The sequence below is a fragment of the Saccharopolyspora taberi genome (assembly GCF_039534165.1).
Taxonomy (GTDB): Bacteria; Actinomycetota; Actinomycetes; order Mycobacteriales; family Pseudonocardiaceae; genus Saccharopolyspora_D; species Saccharopolyspora_D taberi.
This window is the reverse complement of the sequence record NZ_BAAAUX010000029.1, coordinates 34,485-53,133: the sequence shown is the minus strand read 5'-3', so window position 1 is coordinate 53,133 and position 18,649 is coordinate 34,485. Positions and strand designations below refer to the sequence as shown.

Sequence of the window (18,649 nt, the reverse complement as noted above, 5' to 3'; positions counted from 1 at the left end):
AGCGAGGGTTCTCGCTACCGGCGAACGGTCACTCCACGACGGTGATCTCCAGCTGCGGCCCGGCCCCGCCGCCGACCCGGGTGTGGACCGGATAGGTGCCTGCCGGGACCTCGGCGATGGTCGCGGTCGCGTGGGCGTGGCCGTCGCGGTCGGCCACCAGCCGCGCCACGCCCTCGTCCGCCCCGACCGGGTGCTCGCCGGTGCGGACGAACGCCGGCGACGAGATCCAGCCGAACACCTCCTCGCCGTGCTCCAGGTCGAGCTCCAGCTGCTCCCCGGCGCGGACCACCGACTTGTCGACGGTCAGCGGTGGCTGGTCGGCCGGTGCGGTGGCCAGCGCGGGTGCCGCGGTCGCGAAGGCGAACCCGCAGAGCAGGGCGGCCAGAACGGACTTGCGCATGGTCGGAATCCTCTCCGTTTAGTTAATCATTAACCAGAAACAGCATCGGAAGGTTAGCTAGCAACCATCGGGTGCGCCGCCCGGTCCGACCGGTTGGGTGACGTCGTCGTGACGTGAGCCACGCCGCACCCGGGCCTCCCTGTGTTCCGGGGTGAACTCCCAGGTCAGTTACCCTTTGGCGGTACTGCTGGCCATCCACCGGCTCGCGCGCGGGCGGTGGATCCGCACGGAAACCGGGAGCAGCACCAGTGGCCCGAGTCGTTGTCGACGTCATGCCGAAGCAGGAGATCCTCGATCCACAGGGTCAGGCGGTGGCCAATGCGCTGCCCCGGCTCGGTTTCGAGGGCATCTCCGAGGTCCGCCAGGGGAAGCGATTCGAGCTGGAGGTCGCCGACGACGTCGACGACGCCACCATCGCCAGGATCGCCGAGACCCTGCTCGCCAACCCCGTGATCGAGGACTTCACCGTGCGCCGGGCGGACGCATGAGCGCGGGAGAGAACATGAGCGCAGGGGCGAGGATCGGCGTCGTCACCTTCCCCGGCACCCTCGACGACGTCGACGCGCAGCGCGCGGTCCGCCGCGCCGGGGCCGAGGCGGTCGCGCTCTGGCACGGCGACCACGACCTGCGCGGGGTCGACGCCGTGGTGGTGCCCGGCGGGTTCTCCTACGGCGACTACCTGCGCTGCGGCGCGATCGCGAAGTTCGCGCCGGTGATGACCGAGATCGTCGAGGCCGCGGGCAAGGGCATGCCGGTGCTCGGCGTCTGCAACGGCTTCCAGGTGCTGTGCGAGGCCGGGCTGCTGCCCGGCGTGCTGACCCGCAACGAGGGCCTGCACTACGTCTGCCGCGACCAGTGGCTCAAGGTCGAGAACAACTCCAGCGCCTGGACCACCCGCTACGAGCAGGGCGCCGAGCTGCTGGTCCCGATCAAGCACGGCGAGGGCAACTACGTGGCCGACGAGGCCGTCCTCGACGAGCTGGAGGGCGAGGGCCGGGTGCTGTTCCGCTACGCGGGGGAGAACCCGAACGGGTCGCGGCGCGACATCGCGGGCATCACCGACGCCCGCGGCCGGGTCGCGGGCATGATGCCGCACCCCGAGCACGCGATCGACCCGCTGACCGGACCGACCGACGACGGTCTCGGCATGTTCCTGTCCGTCCTGGATGCACTGGTGGCAGCGTGACCGACACCGACCTCCACGTGGATAGCGTTCAGCGCGCGAAGTCCACGCCCGATACGCCTCAGCCCTACAAGGAGCTGGGTCTCAAGGACGACGAGTACGCCCGGATCCGCGAGATCCTCGGCCGCCGTCCCACCGAAGCCGAGCTGGCGATGTACTCGGTGATGTGGAGCGAGCACTGCTCCTACAAGTCGTCGAAGGTGCACCTGAAGTACTTCGGCGAGACCACGACGCCCGAGATGCGGGCCAAGATGCTCGCGGGCATCGGGGAGAACGCCGGCGTGGTCGACATCGGCGACGGCTGGGCGGTGACCTTCAAGCTGGAGAGCCACAACCACCCGTCCTACGTCGAGCCGTACCAGGGCGCGGCCACCGGTGTCGGCGGCATCGTCCGCGACATCATGGCGATGGGCGCGCGCCCGGTCGCGGTCGCCGACCCGCTGCGCTTCGGCCCGGCCGACGCCGACGACACCAAGCGGGTGCTGCCCGGCGTGGTCGCCGGTGTCGGCGGCTACGGCAACTGCCTGGGCCTGCCCAACATCGGCGGTGAGGTCGTCTTCGACGAGAGCTACGCGGGCAACCCGCTGGTCAACGCCATGTGCGTGGGCGTGATGAAGACCGAGGACCTGCACCTCGCGCACGCCAGCGGCACCGGCAACAAGATCATCCTGTTCGGTGCCCGGACCGGCCTCGACGGCATCGGCGGCGTCTCGGTGCTCGCGTCGGAGACCTTCGACGGCGACGAGTCCGAGGGGGGCCGCAAGAAGCTGCCCAGCGTCCAGGTCGGCGACCCGTTCGCCGAGAAGGTGCTCATCGAGTGCTGCCTGGAGCTGTACCACTCGGGCCTGGTCGTGGGCATCCAGGACCTCGGCGGCGCCGGCCTGTCCTGCGCCACCTCCGAGCTGGCCTCCGCCGGGGACGGCGGCATGCGGGTCGACCTGGACCAGGTGCCGCTGCGCGCCAAGGGGATGAACCCCGCCGAGATCCTGTCCAGCGAGTCCCAGGAGCGCATGTGCGCGGTCGTCAAGCCCGACGACGTGGACGCGTTCATGAAGGTCTGCGAGAAGTGGGACGTCACCGCGACCGTGATCGGTGAGGTCACCGAGGGCGAGAACCTGGAGATCTACTGGCACGACGAGCTGGTGGTCGACGTGCCGCCGCGCACCGTCGCGCACCAGGGCCCGGTCTACGAGCGCCCGGTGGAGCGCCCGGCCGAGCAGGACCTGATCGCCGCCGACAGCGCGAACACGCTGGCTCGTCCGTCCACCCCGGACGAACTGCGGGAGACCGTCCTGCGGATGGCGGCCTCGCCGAACCTGTGCTCGCGGGCCTGGGTCACCGACCAGTACGACCGGTACGTGCGCGGCAACACCGTGCTCGCCCAGCCGTCCGACGGCGGCGTGCTGCGGGTCGACGAGGAGACCGGCCGCGGCATCGCGGTCGCCACCGACTGCAACGCCCGCTACACCAGGCTCGACCCGTACGCGGGCGCGCAGCTGGCGCTGGCCGAGGCGTACCGCAACGTCGCGGTCACCGGCGCGACGCCGCTGGCGGTCACCAACTGCCTGAACTTCGGCTCGCCGGAGGACCCGGGCGTGATGTGGCAGTTCCAGCAGGCGGTGCGCGGGCTGGCCGACGGCTGCCGGGAGCTGGGCATCCCGGTCACCGGCGGCAACGTCAGCTTCTACAACCAGACCGGCGCCAAGCCGATCCTGCCCACCCCGGTCGTCGGCGTGCTCGGCACCATCGACGACGTCACCCGCCGCATCCCCACCGGCATCGGCGGCGAGGAGGGCGAGACGCTGATCCTGCTCGGGGAGACCCGCGAGGAGTTCGGCGGTTCGGAGTGGGCCAAGGTCGTGCACGACCACCTCGGCGGCACCCCGCCGCGGGTCGACCTGGCCAGGGAGAAGCTGCTGGCCGAGGTGCTGGTCGCGGGCTCCCGCGACGGCATGATCTCGGCCGCGCACGACCTGTCCGACGGCGGTCTCGCGCAGGCGCTGGTGGAGACCGCGCTGATCGGCGAGACCGGCGCGCGGGTGGTGCTGCCGGAGGGCGCCGACCCGTTCGTCTGGCTGTTCTCCGAGTCGGCGGGCCGGGTGCTGGTCGCGGTGCCGCGCAGCGAGGAGCTGCGGTTCACCGAGATGTGCAGCGCGCGTTCGCTGCCGTGGGCCAAGGTCGGCGTCGCCGACGCCGGCTCGCAGAGCCTGGAGATCCAGGACGTCGCCGACATCCCGCTCGCCGAGCTGCGCGAGGCCTGGGAGGGAACACTGCCGAAGCTGTTCGGCTGAAGCTCGCGGGCCCTCCGGACCGCTACGCCGATCCGGAGGGCTCCCGGGCCCAGTCCGCGGGCAGGTTCAGCTTGCGGTGCGGGCTGAAGGCGATGCCGTCCGCGCTCACCCTGCCCCGCCAGGTGGTTCCGCCGAAGTCGACGTTGTGGTTGAACCGGACCGCGTCGAAGTTCGCGTCCTCGACGAAGGCGCAGTCCCGCACCGACACCGGACCGTCCATTGTGGAGTCGGCGAACTTGGACCTGCCGCCGAACACGGTCCCGATGAACTCGGCGCGGTCGTGCAGGTGCACCCGGCTGAACCAGGCCCGGTCCTGGAACTCCGTTTCGCTGCACCGGAAACGCCCCCTGAGCCGGGCGGAACCGGTGGTCATGCCGGTGAACCAGGCCGGTCCGGTGAACACGCAGCGGCTCAGGTTGGTGCTGCTGTAGAGCCGCGAGTACCGCAGGACCAGGGTGCCGATGACGCGGTCGGCCAGGTCGAAGTACTCCAGCGTCGCGCCGGTGAGGTCCAGGTCGTAGTGGGTCGCGCCGGAGTCGCCGACCTTCGGGAGCAGGTCGGCGATGATCCGCTGCGCGGTCAGCCGGACCTGGAGCTTGCGCTCGGCGTTGTTGGCGGCCGGTCCGGTCCACTCCTCCGACTTCGTCGGCGCGTCGCCGTAGCGCGGGTGCAGGAACGGCCGCCGCAGGTACGAGCAGAGGACGTCGAGCACGGTCTGGGTGTAGGCGGGGTTGCTGCGGGCGAGCCCGGCGAGCGCGTGCAGCGCGCCGACGCGGACCTGATCGGCCTCGTGGCCGAGGAGTTCGACCGCGCGGGCGAAGCGCTCGTCGGAGACGCGGTCGCGGTCGAGATCGGTGCGCCGGTTCTCCAGCTGCTGGCGCTCGGTCTCCACCGCCTGGCGCTGCTCGTCGACCCGGCGGCGCCGGTCGTTGAGCCACAGCGCGTACAGCGCGATGACCGAGCCGCCCGCGAGGCCGCCGGTGCGCAGCGCGTCGGCGCCGGTGGTCCGCGGGTCGAGGAGCAGCAGCGCGGCGCTGACGCCGACCAGCGCCGCGACGGCGAGCGCGATCGTGACCGCCAGGCCCAGTTTGCGTTCACCCATGCGGATGATTATGGATCAGCAGGCCGTTCTGGACGGCCCATTCGGCAGGCAGGCAGTGGGCTTCCGCGACCCGGGTGTCGTCGAGCAGCGCCTCCGGTGCGCCGCCGACCGGCGTGAAGTGCAGCTCCCCGGTGATGCGCGCGTGCCGCAGGTCGACCCCGCCGTGGAACGCCGAGTCCCGGAAGTACGCGGGCGAAGTGAGTTCGACGCGCTTGACGTCGACCGGCCCGCGGAAGTCGGCGCGGTCGAAGTCGAAGCGCTCGAACGTGCGGATCCCCCGCAGTTCCAGGCGGTCCTCGAAGGTCGAGGCCACCGCGCGGACCCGGCCTAGGAACGTGCTGTCGCGCAGGGCGACCGGGCCCCGGAACACCGCGCCGTTGAGGTTCGTGGTGTGCCGGAACCGGCACGCGAACGCCGCCACCCGGCCGACGAGCCGCCCGGAGAGGCTGAACCGCTCCAACCACGCGTTGGTCAGGTCGAGGTCGTAGGGCTGCGCCCCGGGGTCTGCCGCGCTGGGCAGCAGCTCGGTGATCAGCCGTTGCGCCGTCTGCCGGACGTAGCGCTCCAGCTCCAGCTCCGAGGTGACGCCGGTGTCGTCGTCCGTCCACTTCGGATGGACGAACGGGCGGCGCAGGTACGAGCAGAGGACGTCGAGGACGGTCTGGGTGTAGTCGGGGCTGCTGCGGGCCAGGCCGGCCAGCGCGTGCAGCGCGCCCACCCGCACCTGGTCGGCGTCGTGGCCCAGCAGCTCGACCGCGCGGGCGAAGCGCTCGTCGGCGCTGCGGTCGCGTTCGTGGTCGGTGCGCCGGTGTTCCAGTTCCTGGCGGCGCTGCTCCAGCGCGTAGCGCTCGCTGTCGAGTTCCTGGCGGCGGTGCTCCAGCCGCTGGCGTTCCTCGTCGACCTTGCGGCGCCGGTCGTTGAGCCACAGCGCGTACAGCGCGACCACCGAGCCGGCGGCGAGGCCGCCGGTGCGCAGGGCGTCGGCACTGGTGACCCGGGGGTCGAAGACCAGGAGCGCGGTGCTGGCGCCGACGAGCACCAGCACCGCGGCGAAGATGGTCAGCGGTAAGCGGCGATCACGCATGCACGTGATCTTCGCCGGTCGGGTCAGCCGTTGGCGAGCGCCTGCAGGCGGTCGTAGGCGCCGTTGAAGGAGTTCTGGTCGATCGGCGACGAGCTGTACTGCCAGATCGTGTGGAAGCCCCAGTTGTACGGCAGCTGCCCCACGGTGCTCGCGTAGCGGGCGACCCACAGCGGGTTGGTCGAGCTGAAGTCGCCGTTGACGCACGAACTCCACCAGCTCGTGCTGGTGTAGATGACCGGCCAGCGGCCGGTGCGGGCGTGGTAGGTGTCGCTGAAGTCCTTGATCCACGCGGTCATCTGGCTCGGCGTCTTGCCGTAGCAGGTTCCGCCGTAGGGGTTGTACTCCATGTCGAGCGCGCCGGGCAGCGTCTTGCCGTCCCTGGACCAGCCGCCGCCGTTGTCGACGAAGAAGTTCGCCTGCGCCGCTCCGCTGGAGCGGTCCGGCAGCGCGAAGTGGTACGCGCCGCGGATCATCCCGATGTTGTAGGAACCGTTGTACTGCTGGGCGAAGTACGGGTTCTCGTACCCGGTGCCCTCGGTCGCCTTGACGTAGGCGAACCGCTTGCCCTGGTTCCACCAGTACTGCCAGTCGACGTTTCCCTGGTGGCCGCTGACGTCGATGCCTGCCACCGTGGCCTGCGCGTCGACGTCCTGCGGGACGGCTTCGGGGTCGCCGCCCTCGTGCTTGCGGATCTGCGAGCCCATCGCGGCGTCTTCGGCCTGATCGCTCATCGGCTGTTCCATTCCTGGAGGGGGAGTGGTTGCGTGCGCCGGTGCGCAGAGAAGGACAAAACTGGCGCAGGCAACCGATAGTAAGGAGATCAACCGGCGCTTGCGACCACGTCCACTCGGATGGTTCATCGGATCTCTCTCAGGGGATCATTGCCGCAGCTACCCCGAGGTTGGGGGCCGGGCGGCTCCTTCGTCCGAAAGTGTGGCCAGCTTTTTTCGCAATAGATAGATCTCATGTTATTTTCTCACCGGAATGGCCCAGTTCGGTTACCGGCGGTTCATCGGACGCGAAGGGGGTGGTGCAAGTGCCGCGCAACCCGGCGGCGGCGCTGGGCGTCGAACACTCGACGGGACGTGCGCGAGCACGGATCGTGACCGGGTTCGGCAACTTCGGCTCGGCTACCACCGAAGAGCACATCTGTCCTGCTCATCCAGCGCGGATCGCTACCCTGGGTGCAGTGGCCGGATGTTCGACCACCGAGTAGTCCCAATCGTATGCTCCGGACGAGATGGCCTAGGGGACTACGACGACTGGAGGGCGTCGCAGGCATGACCGGCTGGACAGCGCCCGTCCCCAGCGCTCGCGAGGTGACCAGCGTCGTGAGCCGGGCGGATCGCAGGCGTTTCGCGGCGGCCTGGGCTGAGGCACTGATGGGGACCAGCTACGTGCCGATGACCAGCGCCGAGGTGGAAGGCCGCCTCTGCGGCTACACCGACCGGCTGGTCGACGCGCTGCTCAGCGATCCGTTCGACCCGTCGCCCGCGCGCACCGTCGGCGTCGAGCTGGTCGGCGTGCACTTCACCTCCGCCGAGTCCCTGGCCCGCACCGTCGACCTGTTCGGCGAACACCTGCTGCGCATGCTCAACCTCGGCGACGGCCCCGGCTGGGACGGCCGCGTCGCGGCGATCCAGGGCGCGCTGTGCTCCGGGTTCGTGCAGGCGGTGCGCAAGCGGACCCTGGACGAGCAGGAGGCGATCCGGCAGGCGGTGCTCGACGCCCGCGACTCCGTCGAGCAGGCGCTGCGCACCAGCGAGGCGCGCTTCCGCGCGATCTTCACCGAGGCCGCGATCGGCATCGGCATCGCCGACATGTCCGGCCGCATCCTGGAGGTCAACGCCTCGCTGCGGCGAATCCTGGGCCGTCCGGCGGAAAAGGTCCGCGGCTCGCTGGTCTACGACTGGATCCACCCGGCCGACAACGAAGGGCTCTGGGAGCTCTACGAGGAGATGGCCCGCGGCGAGCGCGACCAGTACCGGGTGGAGAAGAAGTTCAGCAAGCCCGACGGCGGTCTGGTGTGGACCGAGATGATCGTGTCCCTGGTGCGCGGCGAGGACGGCCTGCCGCTGTACCAGGTCGCGATGATCGAGGACGTCACCGACCGCAGGCTGCTCCAGGAACGCCTGCGCCACCAGGCGATGCACGACCCGCTGACCGGCCTGCCCAACCGCGCGCTGTTCCTGGAACGGCTCGACAGCGCGCTCGCCCGGCAGGACCCGCAGGACCGGGTCGCGCTCTGCTACATGGACCTGGACGGCTTCAAGGTCATCAACGACAGCCTCGGCCACCACGTCGGCGACGACCTGCTGGTGGCGGTGGCCGAACGGCTGGCGCGCTCGGTGCGCGGGCGCAACCGGCTGGTGGCCCGGATGGGCGGGGACGAGTTCGTGATCCTGCTGCCGGAGTCGGCGGGCACCGACAAGGCCGTCGAGGTCGCCGACGAGGTGCTGGAGGCGCTGGTCGAGCCGATCCGCATCGGCGGCCACGAGCTGTCGGTCTCGGCCTCGATCGGCATCGTCGAGCGGCCGGTGCACGGGCAGACCGCGGCCGAGCTGATGCGCGACGCCGACGTGACGCTGTACTGGGCGAAGGCCGAGGGCAAGGGCCGGTGGGCGCTGTTCGACCCGGACCGCAACGCCACCGAGGTCGCCCAGTTCCGGCTGTCGGCGAAGATGCCCGCCGCACTGGACGCCGAGGAGTTCTACGTCGAGTACCAGCCGCTGGTGGGGCTGCGCGACTTCGGCATCGTCGGCGCCGAGGCGCTGGTGCGCTGGTGGCACCCGGAGCTCGGGCGGCTCGGGCCGGACCGGTTCATCGGGCTGGCCGAGGAGACCGGGCTGATCGTGCCGCTCGGGCGCTGGGTGCTGCGCCAGGCGTGCAGGCAGGCGCGGCAGTGGCAGGACGAGTTCGGCGACGCCGCGCCGTTCGTCAGCGTCAACCTCGCGGTCCGGCAGTCCCGCGACCCGAACCTGGTCGACGACGTCGCCGCGATCCTGGCCGAGACCGGGCTGGAGCCGTCGCGGTTGCAGCTGGAGCTGACCGAAAGCGCGATCATGGGCACCGCCGACGAACCGCTGGACGCGTTGCGCGCGCTGTCCCGGATGGGCGTGCGGATCGCCATCGACGACTTCGGCACCGGCTACTCGAACCTGGCCTACCTGCGCCACCTCCCGGTGCACGAGCTCAAGATCGCCGGGTCGTTCATGGAAGGTCTGCGGGATCCGGAGCAGGCCGACCCGGTGGACGCCCGGATCGTGGGCACCCTGGTCGACCTGGCGCACGCGCTCGGCCTGACGGTCACCGCCGAGGGCGTGGAGACGCACGCGCAGGCGCGGCGGGTGGCCGGGATCGGGTGCGAGACCGGGCAGGGGTACTTCTTCGCCCGGCCGTGCTCGCCGGAGCGGATCACCGCGTTCATCGCCGATCATCTGAGCTGAGCACCTGGAACCGACCCGGCCGGCTGGGCCGATCCGGTCACCTGAGTTGATCAACCGCATCCGCCGCACGGCCGGGTGAAATTCGAAGATCATCCGATCAGCCCTTGCTCCCCTGATCAGGTGTGACCTGATCGGGTTGCCCGGCTCAGCGCCTGCTGGGTTGGTGCCGGGTCCGGCCGCCCTGCAGCACCGCGGCCGAGTTGACCAGGGCGAGGTGGGTGAACGCCTGCGGGAAGTTGCCCGCGAACCGGCCGCTGCCGAGGTCGTACTCCTCCGCGAACAGGCCGACGTCGTTGGCCAGCCCGACCAGCCCGTCGAACAGCTCCTCGGCCTCCTCCCGCCGCCCGCTCAGCGCCAGCGCGTCGACCAGCCAGAACGAGCACGCCAGGAACGCGCCCTCGCGCCCGCCGAGCCCGTCGACCTCGTTCACCTCGTCGGTGGTCGAGTACCGCTGGACGAACAGCCCGTCGGTCTGCAACTCCCGCTGCACGGCCCGGATCGTGCCCCGCACCCGCTCGTCGTCGGCGGGCAGGAACCCGACCGCGGGCATCAGCAGCGTCGCCGCGTCGAGCTCGGTCCCGCCGAAGTACTGCGTGAACGCACCGACCTCGGGGTTCCACCCCTTGGCCAGCACCTCCTCCCGGACGGCGTCGCGCACCTTCCGCCACCGGCGGACCGGGCCGGGCAGGCCGAACTCCTCGGCCGCGCGCACCGCCCGGTCGAAGGCGACCCACACCATCACCCGGGAATGCGTGAAGTGCCGCAGCGGACCGCGGATCTCCCACAGGCCGTGGTCGGGCTGCGACCAGATCCGCTCCAGCCGCCGCATCATCCCGCACTGCACCGCCCAGGACTCCTCGCTCTCGGGCAGCCCCCGCTCCCGCGCCAGGTGCAGCACGTCCATCACCTCTCCGTAGACGTCGAGCTGGCGCTGCCGGAAGGCGGCGTTGCCGATCCGCACCGGCTTGGCGCCCCCGTAGCCGGGCAGCCAGTCGGCCTCCCACTCCAGCAGGTGCCGCTCCCCGCCGACCCCGTACATGATCTGCAGGTCCGCCGGATCGCCCGCGGTCGCGCGGACCAGCCAGCGCCGCCACGCCGCGGCCTCGCTCCGGCAGCCGAAGTTGTCCAGCGCGAGCAGCACCAGCGTGGCGTCCCGCAGCCAGCAGTAGCGGTAGTCCCAGTTCCGGCTGCCGCCGGGGGTTTCCGGCAGCGAGGTCGTCGGCGCGGCGATGATCCCGCCGGTGGGCGCGTAGGTCAGCGCCTTGAGCGTGGCCAGCGAGCGGTGCACCGCGTCGCGGTGCGGTCCGGTGTAGGTGATCTTGCGGGTCCACCTGCGCCAGTAGTCCTCGCAGTCCTCGATCTCCTGCTCCGGATCCATCGGCGGCGGCAGGTCGTCGGGATCGGACGACCACTGCATCACCCACGACGTCCGCTCCCCGGCCCGCAGCGTGAACACCAGCTCGTGCGCCCCCGCCGCGCCCAGCGGGAGCCGGTCCCCGCGCAGCACCACGACGTGCGGGCCCGCGATGGCCAGGACGTACTCGTCGAGCACCGGATCGGTCTCGCGGACCCGCCGCACCCACGGCACGGCGTCGCCGTAGGCGAACCGCACCACCCAGCGCAGCCGGACGTCGACCTCGCCGGAGATCCCGACCACCTGCCGGACGACGCAGGGCTGGTCGTGCAGGTTCTTCTCGTGCGGCGGCATGCTGTCGACCAGCCGCACCACGCCGTGGTCGGTGTGGAAGTCGGTTTCCAGCACCAGCGTGTTGTCCCGGTACCGGCGCTCGACCCGCCGCACCGGCGCGACGGGCGCGATCCGCCAGTGCCCGTCGCGCCCGGTCCCGAGCAGCCGCGCGAAGCAGGACGGGGCGTCGAACCTCGGCAGGCAGAGCCAGTCGATCGACCCGTCCGAGCCCACCAGCGCCGCGGTCCGCAGATCGGACAGCAGCGCGTAGTCCTCGATCGGCCTCGCGAGGCGCTGATCGGCGGCCATGCGGCGAGGCTAGGCCCGACGGGCGGCCGGTGCCAGGCAGCTCGGGATCAGCCGCGTTCCTCGGCGGTGCGCACCAGGACGCTGTTCGGGATGACCGCCCGGATCGCGTCGTCGAGGTTCAGCCCCAGGTCGAGCCCGCCGAGCACCTCGGGCAGGTCGGCGCCCGCGACGGTCCGGTAGCCCGGCCAGCTCTCCGGCACCCGCTCCGCCGAGGTGCAGGCCGGGACGAGCTGGCTGCCGTCGGACATCTCGGCCGCGAACACCACGTCCGGCTCGTCCTCCTCGGCGTAGAGCAGCAGCTCCGCGTCCAGCACCGCGGGCGGCAGCTCGGCTTCGGGTGCCTGGCCCGCCGCGATCCGGTGCAGCACCCGCTCCAGCTCGTTGACCGGCTCGGGCAGCGAGGTGGCCATGTCCGACGGCTGGTACTCGTCGTTGAACTGGAAGTCCTCGTCGATCTCCCCGGCGGAGTCGATCCGGTACGCGCCGATGACGCCCTCCGGCGGCACGTCCTCGGAGTCCTGGTACCCCGGGTCGACGATGTAGAGCCAGCTGTCGGGGGTCTGCCGCGCCTCCTCGCGCATCTGGTCGGTGATCGGCGGCGCGGTGCGCTCGGGCTGCTCGGACATGGCTGCTCCGTCGTGTTCGCTTTCGGGTGTCGCCGTCGAGGGTGCCAGCCGCGGTCGCGACTGTGCTCAGTGGACACCGGAACGGCTCGACCTGGCCCGGTGCCGGGGGAGAGCGCAGACTGGCACGGGCGGCGGGCGGAGAGCGGGGTTGGGCGATGATCGGTCAGCGCGAGGCACTGCGGTTGTTCGGTTGCGAGGTCTTCGATCCGGAAGGGCATCGGATCGGGATCGTCGGCCAGCTGTTCCTCGACGACAGGACCGAGCAGCCCGTCTGGATAACCGTGCAAACAGGACTGTTCGGCACCAACGAGAGCTTCGTCCCGCTGCGCGGCGCGGCCTTCGACGGAGACACCCTGACCGTTGCCGTGCGCAAGGCAGCGGTGCGCCACGCCCCGCGCGTCCCGCTCGACGACGGGGATTTGCCGCCCAAGCAAGAACAAGCCCTGTACCTCTACTACGGCATCGCCTACGCCGATGACCCCCGTTTTGGTTAATGGTCCGTTGCTGAACTTGCTCTGCGCATAAACGGCCTCCCGGGACGGGGGCAAAAGCGTGATCGCAACACCCCCGACGCCGGGGTGCGGTGACGCGTTTTCCTTCTGGTTCCCAATAAGAAACCCGCAGCTGGGAACGGTTTCATCCCCCGGAACCACTGGTTGGCGACTACTCGCCATTCCGGCCCGATCGTGGATCACGCTGGTTACGTTCCGTCCCGAACACCATCAGGTCGCGCTCGGCCCCACCCGAGCGCCACTGAAGGAGGGGACCACATGAAGAAGCTTCTCTACGGGACCGGAGCCGGCGTCGCCGCCGCGGCGCTCGTGTTCGCCGCCGCCCCGGCCGGTGCTGCTCCGCAGATCGAACTCGCCCCGCTGACCCTGCACCCGCAGGCGGCCAACGCCGCCGCGGACGCCGACACCTACATCGTCAACCTCAAGGAAGGCGTCTCCCCGCTGGGCGTCGACCGCGAGCTGGGCGTGCAGGCGCGGCACGTCTACACCCACTCCATCAACGGCTTCTCCGCCAAGCTGAGCCCGGAGCAGCTGCAGAAGGTGCGGGAGAGCGGCAAGGTCGAGAACATCTCGCAGAGCTTCCGGATCCAGGTCGAGCCCTCCAACAAGGCGCCCGAGGTCGGCTCCTGGGGCCTGGACCGCCTGGACCAGCCGGAGCTGCCGCTGGACAACAACTACGCCCCCAAGGGCAACGGCGAGGGCGTCACCGCCTTCATCCTCGACACCGGCATCGACCCCTCGCACGAGGACTTCGGTGGCCGCGCCGAGATCGGCTTCGACGCCACCGGCGGCAACGGCCAGGACGGCCACGGCCACGGCACGCACGTCGCGGGCACCATCGGCTCCAACACCTACGGCGTGGCCAAGGCCGCGAAGCTGGTCGGTGTGAAGGTCCTGGACGACCAGGGCAGCGGCACCACCGAGCAGATCGTCCAGGGCATGGACTGGGTCGCCCAGAACTCCAACGGCCCGTCCGTGGCGAACATGTCGCTGGGCGGCTCGAAGGACCCGGCGCTGGACGAGGCCGCGACCAAGCTGGTCAACGACGGCGTCTTCCTCGCGGTGGCCGCCGGTAATGAAAGCCAGGACGCCGCGAACGTCTCCCCGGCCAGCGCGGAGGGCGTGTTCACCACCGCCGCTTCCGGCCAGGACGACACCTCCGCCGAGTTCACCAACTTCGGCAAGGTCGTCGAGGGCTACGCGCCCGGCGTGGACATCGTCTCGCTGAAGCCGGGCGGTGGCACCGACACGATGAGCGGCACCTCGATGGCCAGCCCGCACGTCGCCGGTGTCGGCGCCCTGTACCTGCAGGCCAACCCGGACGCCAAGCCGGCGGACGTGATCACCGGGCTGCAGGGCCAGGCGGCCAAGGGCGTCGTGCAGAACGCGCCGCAGGACACCATCGCCGACCTGCTGCAGATCGGCGAGCTGTGAACCGGTAATTCCCGGTGAACTCTGCTCGGGCCCTTCCTCCACCGGGGGAAGGGCCCGAGTTTTTGCCATTATTGCCGCAGTTCAGGGCGCATTCGTGCGTCATCCGGGGGAGCCTGGAGCTACGCCGATCGGAGCTAATTCGAAGGTTGTTCGTTTAAATCCTTCTAAAGTCGGTTCCTGGCCCTGTCCCGGGGTGGTTACGTTCTGATCGAGGGGGCCGTTCGGTGCCGGTAGCGGTGCTGATCAACAACAGTGCTGCTGGCACATCGAGGAGGGGTGTTCCGTGCTACCCGGATACACCGAAGCGCTGGACGCGCAGCCGGACGGAAGCCGCACCGACGGCGTCACCGAGCGGGCGGTGCAGGCGCAGGTCGAGGCCCGGGAAGCGGTCGCGTCGGTGGCCAAGGCCGCCAAGTCGCAGTCCGGCACCGGCGGGGTCCTGCAGGTCGTGCACGGCGCCAAGCGGGTCGGCTGGGCGGCCTACGAGTTGCAGCGCAACGCCACGCAGCTGGTGCAGGGAGTGGCCAAACCCCCCTACATCACGACCGGTCCGCTGGACTCGCTGGAATCCCGCAAGCTCGCCGAGGGGGTCGAGTTCCAGGTCCTCTACGACCGCTCCGCGCTGGCCCGCCCGCCGCAGCTGGAGATCACCTCGAAGCTGGTCGCCCTGGGCGAGCAGGCGCGGGTGATCCATGTGGCCCCCACCAAGCTGATCGTGGTGGACAACGAGATCGCGCTGCTGCCGCTGACCGCCAGCGAGCAGTCGGTGGAGAGCGCGGTGGTGATCCGCAGCTCCGCGATGCTGGCGGCGCTGGCCCGGATCTTCGAGGACCTGTGGCGGTTCGCGGCCCCGTTCACCGCCGACCAGGATCTGATGATCGGCGACAACCAGCCGTCGGAGGAGGAGCGCTGGATCCTGTCGCTGCTGGCCTCCGGCGCCACCGACGACACGATCGGGCGGTTGATGGGCTTCAGCGCCCGCACCGCGCACCGGCGGGTCCGCGAGCTCATCGCGCGGCTGGGCGTGGAAACCCGGTTCCAGGCCGGGATGCAGGCGGTCAAGCTCGGCTGGCTCTGATCTCCAGGCAGCAGCGGACGAAGTCGAGCACGACCGGGTCGGCGTCCGGCTGCCAGGCGATCCCCACCCGGCTGGGGCCGATGCCGGTCACGGGCCGGTAGGTGACGCCGGGACGTGCGTAGAAGCGGGCCGCCGACTCCGGCGCGAGCCCGATCCCGTAGCCGTTGGCGATGGCCTGGAGCCAGTCGTCGGGTCGTTCGGTGGTCGCGCCGATCCGCGGCTCGCGGCCCCCGCGCTCGCCGATCGCGAGCCAGTGGTCGCGCCACACGCCGGCCGCCACCGGCGCGTCGACGAACGGCTCGTCCAGCAGCTCCTCGAACGCGATCAGCTCGCGTCCGGCCAGCGGGTGCCCGGAGGGCAGCACGACCGATCGCGGTTCGGTGAGCAGGACTTCGACGCGCAGCGCGTCCTGGCCGGGGAAGGGCAGCCGGAGCAGGGCGGCGTCGACCTCGCCGTCGGGGAGCCCGGCGGACGGGTTCGCCCAGGTCGCCTGGCGCATGTCGACCCGCCAGCCGGGCCGGAGCCGGGTGAAGGCGGCGATGATGTCCTGGGTCGCCTCGTTGGCGGCGCTGGCGATGAACCCGACCCGCAGCACCCGCGCCGCGCGGGCGGCGGCGCTCCTGGTGTCCCGCAGCGCGCGGTCGAAACCGGCGAGCAGCGCGGGAGCCTGCTCGGCCAGTGCCCGCCCGGCGGCGGTGAGCGACATCCCTTCGCGAGATCGAGTGAACAGCGAAACCCCGAGCAGGGCTTCGAGGTTCTTGATCTGCTTCGTCAGAGCGGGTTGTGACACGTAGAGCCGCGCGGCGGCGCGAGTCAGGCTGCCTTCCTCGGCGACGACGGCGAAGTAACGCACGAGCCGCGTGTCGACATCCATTCCGCCAGGTTATAGATGCAGGTATTGGACGCGAAACCGGTCCCCGCGCGACGGTTGGAGGTGTTCCGGCAAGAACTTGGGAGGACCGATGTTCACCGCATACGTCGTAGTGGCGGTCGCGACGGCGCTGGCCAATGGCGTGGCATCCGCGGTCGATTTCCGCCAAGGACCGTGGATCCTCGCCAACCTGGAGAAGTGCCGCGTCCCGCGATCGTGGCTGTACCCGCTGGGCGCGGCGAAAACGGCCGGCGCACTTGGGCTTCTGGCGGGCCTTGCCGTGCCACCACTCGGAATCGCCGCAGCGGCTTGCCTCACCGCGTACTTCGTGGGCGCGGTCATCACAGTTCTGCGCGCCCGCGCCTGGTCCCAAGTCGCGTACCCGACGCTCTACCTCGCCCTTTCCGCCGCCACGCTCGCATTGGCCCTGCTTGCTGGGCTGTCCGGGTGATTTCCCGGCGACCACCCCCTAACGGAGTGATCACGGTCATAGCGTCATCTGGGCATGCTTGCTGACGGTCACCAACCGATCGTGCAGGATGCTGACTGACGACTTGTGTCAACTCCAAAGGGGGACGGTTACTAGTGGCGGGCTTCGACGTAGACCCGGCCGCGCTACGGGCGGCCGTGGAAGAGCTCAAGGACCAGCAGAAGCAGCTCGATCGACTCTCCACGCAGGCGCGACGCGGTATCCCGTCGGCTGAGCTGACCGCGGGCGATCAGGCGACGACGCAGGCGCGAGAAGTTCTCGAGAAGCGCGCTGCGGAGGGCCCGGGTTCGCTCGCCGCTGCCGCTCGCGACCTTCGTGACACCCTTGCGAAGAAGATCGAGGCGTTCGAGCAGACGTTGAAGCAGTACGAACTGGATGACACAACGGCTGCCGAGGACGCTCGCCGGGTGAGTTCGTAGACGTGATCGTGCGATGGGTGTGGTGATGAGCGGTTTCAAGCGTGGTTCGGTGCTGGGTGCAGGTCTGGCGCTGACGTCGTTGCTGGCGGCGTGCTCCGGTGGTGCGGAGCCCCCAGCGGGGGAGACGCCGCAGGAACAGCCGAAGGTGGCCGTCAACAATCCGAAGGACGCATCGGCAGTGCCCCTGTGCAGCCTGCTCTCGGACGACTTCGCCCGCTCGCTGGAACTTCAAACCCCGGGCGAGCACGTGCCGCAGATGGTTTCCGGGGCCGGTGAGGCGTGTGAGTGGCGATCGGACGAAGCTGACAGCCTGTCGGTGTCGCTCTCGGTGCTGGATCGCAAGATCGCTGACTATTACGCGAAGCCGCCGTTCCCCTACTTCTCGGAACGGTCGGTCGCGGGAAATCCGGCGGCCGTCACGCTGGACTCCGATCCCATGCAGCTCGGTATCTGCGATCTCTACCTCGGTACGCAGGAGAACCAGATGCTGGTGAGTCAGGTGATCCTTCCGAGCACGGACAAGGGGAAGAAGGATCCGTGCCAGGTGGCACAGCAGACGTTGGAGGCGGCCGTGACGACTTTGCCGCCCGCTAAGTGATGGGGGGTCAGACATGGCTTTGATGGAACCGTGCTACGCGAGTGGCGCGAGGGCGTACCGGCAGCAGATGGCAGGGGATGCCAACGCTGCGGACCTTCGGCCGCCGTCGGGGACGACCGGTGCTGAAGGCTGGGGCGGTACGGCCAAGTTCTTCGAAGAGCTCAACAACAACATCAAGGCCTCGATGAAGAAAGCGGCGGACGCCCACCATGGCGCGGCCGCCGAGGCGGGGCAGCAGTCGCTGCAGGAAATGCTCCCGCGCATCGAGAACTGCACGAACACGGCGAACGGCATCAAGGGTGCCGTCGAGCAGCAGGCCGCCTACCAGCGCGAGACGTTCCAGGCGCTGCCCGCCGAGGGCGAGACGCTGGACAACGGCAGGCCGGTCAAGCTCGACCCGCCGCAGAAGGGCTGGGTCGAGGACTGGGGACTCGACGGCAACCCCATCACCGGCTGGATGAGCAGCTACGAGGACGACATGGAGGACTTCAACGCGACGAACGATCGCGCTGAGGTCGCCATGCAGAAGTACCAGGGCCAGACCGACTCGCTCGTCGCCGGGATCCCGGACTTCGCGCCCGAGGCTCCGCCGCCGCCCCCGCCGCCGGCGCAGCCGAGCCAGCCGCAGACCCCGACCGGCACCGACTCCGGGTCGGGCACCTCGAGCTCCCCGGCCTCGTCCTCGTCGTCGTGGGCTTCGGTGGCTTCCTCGCCGTCGGCTTCGTACTCGCCTCCTGCGGGGCACACCGCGGGTCCCGCGGGCACCACCTCGGCCTGGGCGACCCCGCCCACGACCTCGCCGAACAGCCTGCCGCCGAACGTCGTGCGCGGGCCGGACGGCACGCTGTACCGGCAGAACCCGCAGACCGGTGCCTGGGAACGGCAGAACCCGTACAACGGGCGCTGGGCGCCCTCGCCGCAGGGCGGACCCGGCGGTGGTCGTGGTCCTGGTGGCGGCGGTGCCGGTGGCGCTCGCGGCGGCATGGGCGCGGGCGGTGCCGGAGGCCGCGGTGGCATGGGCGTCGGTGCCGGCGGCCGTGCCGGTGTCGGCGGCTTCGGCCCGGGTTCGGGCGGCGCGGCCGGTGGTGCCGCGGGCGGTGCGGCCGGTGGCCGCGGCGG

17 protein-coding genes and 1 pseudogene are annotated in these 18,649 nt (G+C 70.5%); 11 read left to right on the top strand and 7 right to left on the bottom strand.

What is annotated here, in order from left to right; all coding sequences use genetic code 11:
• Nucleotides 1–28: 28 nt before the first annotated feature.
• Complete coding sequence (locus tag ABD691_RS29095) at nt 29–400, bottom strand: hypothetical protein (RefSeq protein ID WP_344685160.1); 372 nt, start codon at nt 398–400, stop codon at nt 29–31.
• A 248-nt stretch (nt 401–648) separates the two neighbouring features.
• Between ABD691_RS29095 and purS the strand changes: the two genes are divergently transcribed.
• From purS to purL, 3 genes are read left to right on the top strand one after another with little or no spacing between them, the layout of a single operon-like run.
• Nucleotides 649–888, top strand: a complete 240-nt coding sequence (gene purS / locus ABD691_RS29090; RefSeq protein WP_344685158.1) for a phosphoribosylformylglycinamidine synthase subunit PurS — start codon at nt 649–651, stop codon at nt 886–888.
• Between the two features lie 14 nt (nt 889–902).
• A complete protein-coding gene (gene purQ / locus ABD691_RS29085; RefSeq protein WP_344685156.1) occupies nt 903–1,586 on the top strand; it encodes a phosphoribosylformylglycinamidine synthase subunit PurQ in 684 nt (227 codons plus the stop codon).
• Entirely contained in the window at nt 1,583–3,874 is a 2,292-nt protein-coding gene (purL, locus tag ABD691_RS29080; RefSeq protein ID WP_344685155.1) for a phosphoribosylformylglycinamidine synthase subunit PurL, read from the top strand. The genes purQ and purL overlap by 4 nt, the downstream gene beginning before the upstream one ends.
• A 22-nt stretch (nt 3,875–3,896) precedes the next feature.
• On the opposite strand, the gene ABD691_RS29075 is transcribed toward purL, so the two are convergent.
• Genes ABD691_RS29075 through ABD691_RS29065 form a run of 3 tightly spaced genes read right to left on the bottom strand, consistent with a single transcriptional unit; the run spans nt 3,897 to nt 6,791 of the window.
• The gene (locus ABD691_RS29075) at nt 3,897–4,976 is read right to left on the bottom strand and encodes a pentapeptide repeat-containing protein (protein ID WP_344685154.1); all 1,080 of its coding nucleotides are present in this window, start codon (nt 4,974–4,976) and stop codon (nt 3,897–3,899) included.
• Nucleotides 4,969–6,060: a pentapeptide repeat-containing protein gene (locus ABD691_RS29070; protein ID WP_344685152.1), complete on the bottom strand. Its 1,092-nt coding sequence runs from the start codon at nt 6,058–6,060 to the stop codon at nt 4,969–4,971. The genes ABD691_RS29075 and ABD691_RS29070 overlap by 8 nt, the downstream gene beginning before the upstream one ends.
• Nucleotides 6,061–6,083: 23 nt before the next feature.
• Entirely contained in the window at nt 6,084–6,791 is a 708-nt protein-coding gene (locus ABD691_RS29065) for a lysozyme (protein WP_344685150.1), read from the bottom strand.
• A 600-nt stretch (nt 6,792–7,391) separates the two neighbouring features.
• Between ABD691_RS29065 and ABD691_RS29060 the strand changes: the two genes are divergently transcribed.
• Complete coding sequence (locus ABD691_RS29060) at nt 7,392–9,506, top strand: putative bifunctional diguanylate cyclase/phosphodiesterase (protein WP_344685148.1); 2,115 nt, start codon at nt 7,392–7,394, stop codon at nt 9,504–9,506.
• A gap of 145 nt (nt 9,507–9,651) precedes the next feature.
• On the opposite strand, the gene ABD691_RS29055 is transcribed toward ABD691_RS29060, so the two are convergent.
• Nucleotides 9,652–11,502 carry a glycoside hydrolase family 15 protein gene (locus ABD691_RS29055; protein ID WP_344685146.1) on the bottom strand — a complete coding sequence of 617 codons (1,851 nt, stop codon included), beginning with the start codon at nt 11,500–11,502 and terminating at the stop codon, nt 9,652–9,654.
• A gap of 47 nt (nt 11,503–11,549) precedes the next feature.
• A complete protein-coding gene (locus ABD691_RS29050) occupies nt 11,550–12,128 on the bottom strand; it encodes a type VII secretion system-associated protein (RefSeq protein WP_344685144.1) in 579 nt (192 codons plus the stop codon).
• 155 nt (nt 12,129–12,283) lie between these two features.
• Here ABD691_RS29050 and ABD691_RS29045 point away from each other — a divergent pair, with 155 nt between their 5' ends.
• The 3 genes from ABD691_RS29045 (at nt 12,284) to ABD691_RS29035 (ending at nt 15,152) form a co-directional block, all read left to right on the top strand.
• On the top strand, nt 12,284–12,622 hold the full coding sequence (locus ABD691_RS29045) for a PRC-barrel domain-containing protein (RefSeq protein WP_344685142.1): 339 nt from the start codon (nt 12,284–12,286) through the stop codon (nt 12,620–12,622).
• Between the two features lie 276 nt (nt 12,623–12,898).
• The gene (locus tag ABD691_RS29040) at nt 12,899–14,074 is read left to right on the top strand and encodes a S8 family peptidase (RefSeq protein WP_344685140.1); all 1,176 of its coding nucleotides are present in this window, start codon (nt 12,899–12,901) and stop codon (nt 14,072–14,074) included.
• 283 nt (nt 14,075–14,357) lie between these two features.
• Entirely contained in the window at nt 14,358–15,152 is a 795-nt protein-coding gene (locus ABD691_RS29035; protein WP_344685138.1) for a DNA-binding response regulator, read from the top strand.
• On the opposite strand, the gene ABD691_RS29030 is transcribed toward ABD691_RS29035, so the two are convergent.
• Nucleotides 15,133–16,026, bottom strand: a complete 894-nt coding sequence (locus ABD691_RS29030) for a LysR family transcriptional regulator (protein WP_344685136.1) — start codon at nt 16,024–16,026, stop codon at nt 15,133–15,135. The genes ABD691_RS29035 and ABD691_RS29030 overlap by 20 nt on opposite strands.
• An 88-nt stretch (nt 16,027–16,114) precedes the next feature.
• On the opposite strand from ABD691_RS29030, the gene ABD691_RS29025 reads away from it, so the two are divergent.
• The 4 genes and pseudogenes from ABD691_RS29025 to ABD691_RS29010 form a co-directional block, all read left to right on the top strand.
• Nucleotides 16,115–16,474, top strand: a complete 360-nt coding sequence (locus tag ABD691_RS29025) for a DoxX family protein (RefSeq protein ID WP_344685134.1) — start codon at nt 16,115–16,117, stop codon at nt 16,472–16,474.
• A 134-nt stretch (nt 16,475–16,608) separates the two neighbouring features.
• Nucleotides 16,609–16,932, top strand: a complete 324-nt coding sequence (locus tag ABD691_RS29020; RefSeq protein WP_344685132.1) for a hypothetical protein — start codon at nt 16,609–16,611, stop codon at nt 16,930–16,932.
• A 25-nt stretch (nt 16,933–16,957) separates the two neighbouring features.
• Nucleotides 16,958–17,530 (top strand): DUF3558 domain-containing protein, encoded by a 573-nt coding sequence (locus tag ABD691_RS29015; protein ID WP_344685130.1) that lies wholly within the window; start codon nt 16,958–16,960, stop codon nt 17,528–17,530.
• A 67-nt stretch (nt 17,531–17,597) separates the two neighbouring features.
• Nucleotides 17,598–18,649: pseudogene (locus ABD691_RS29010) on the top strand (hypothetical protein); the annotation flags it as partial.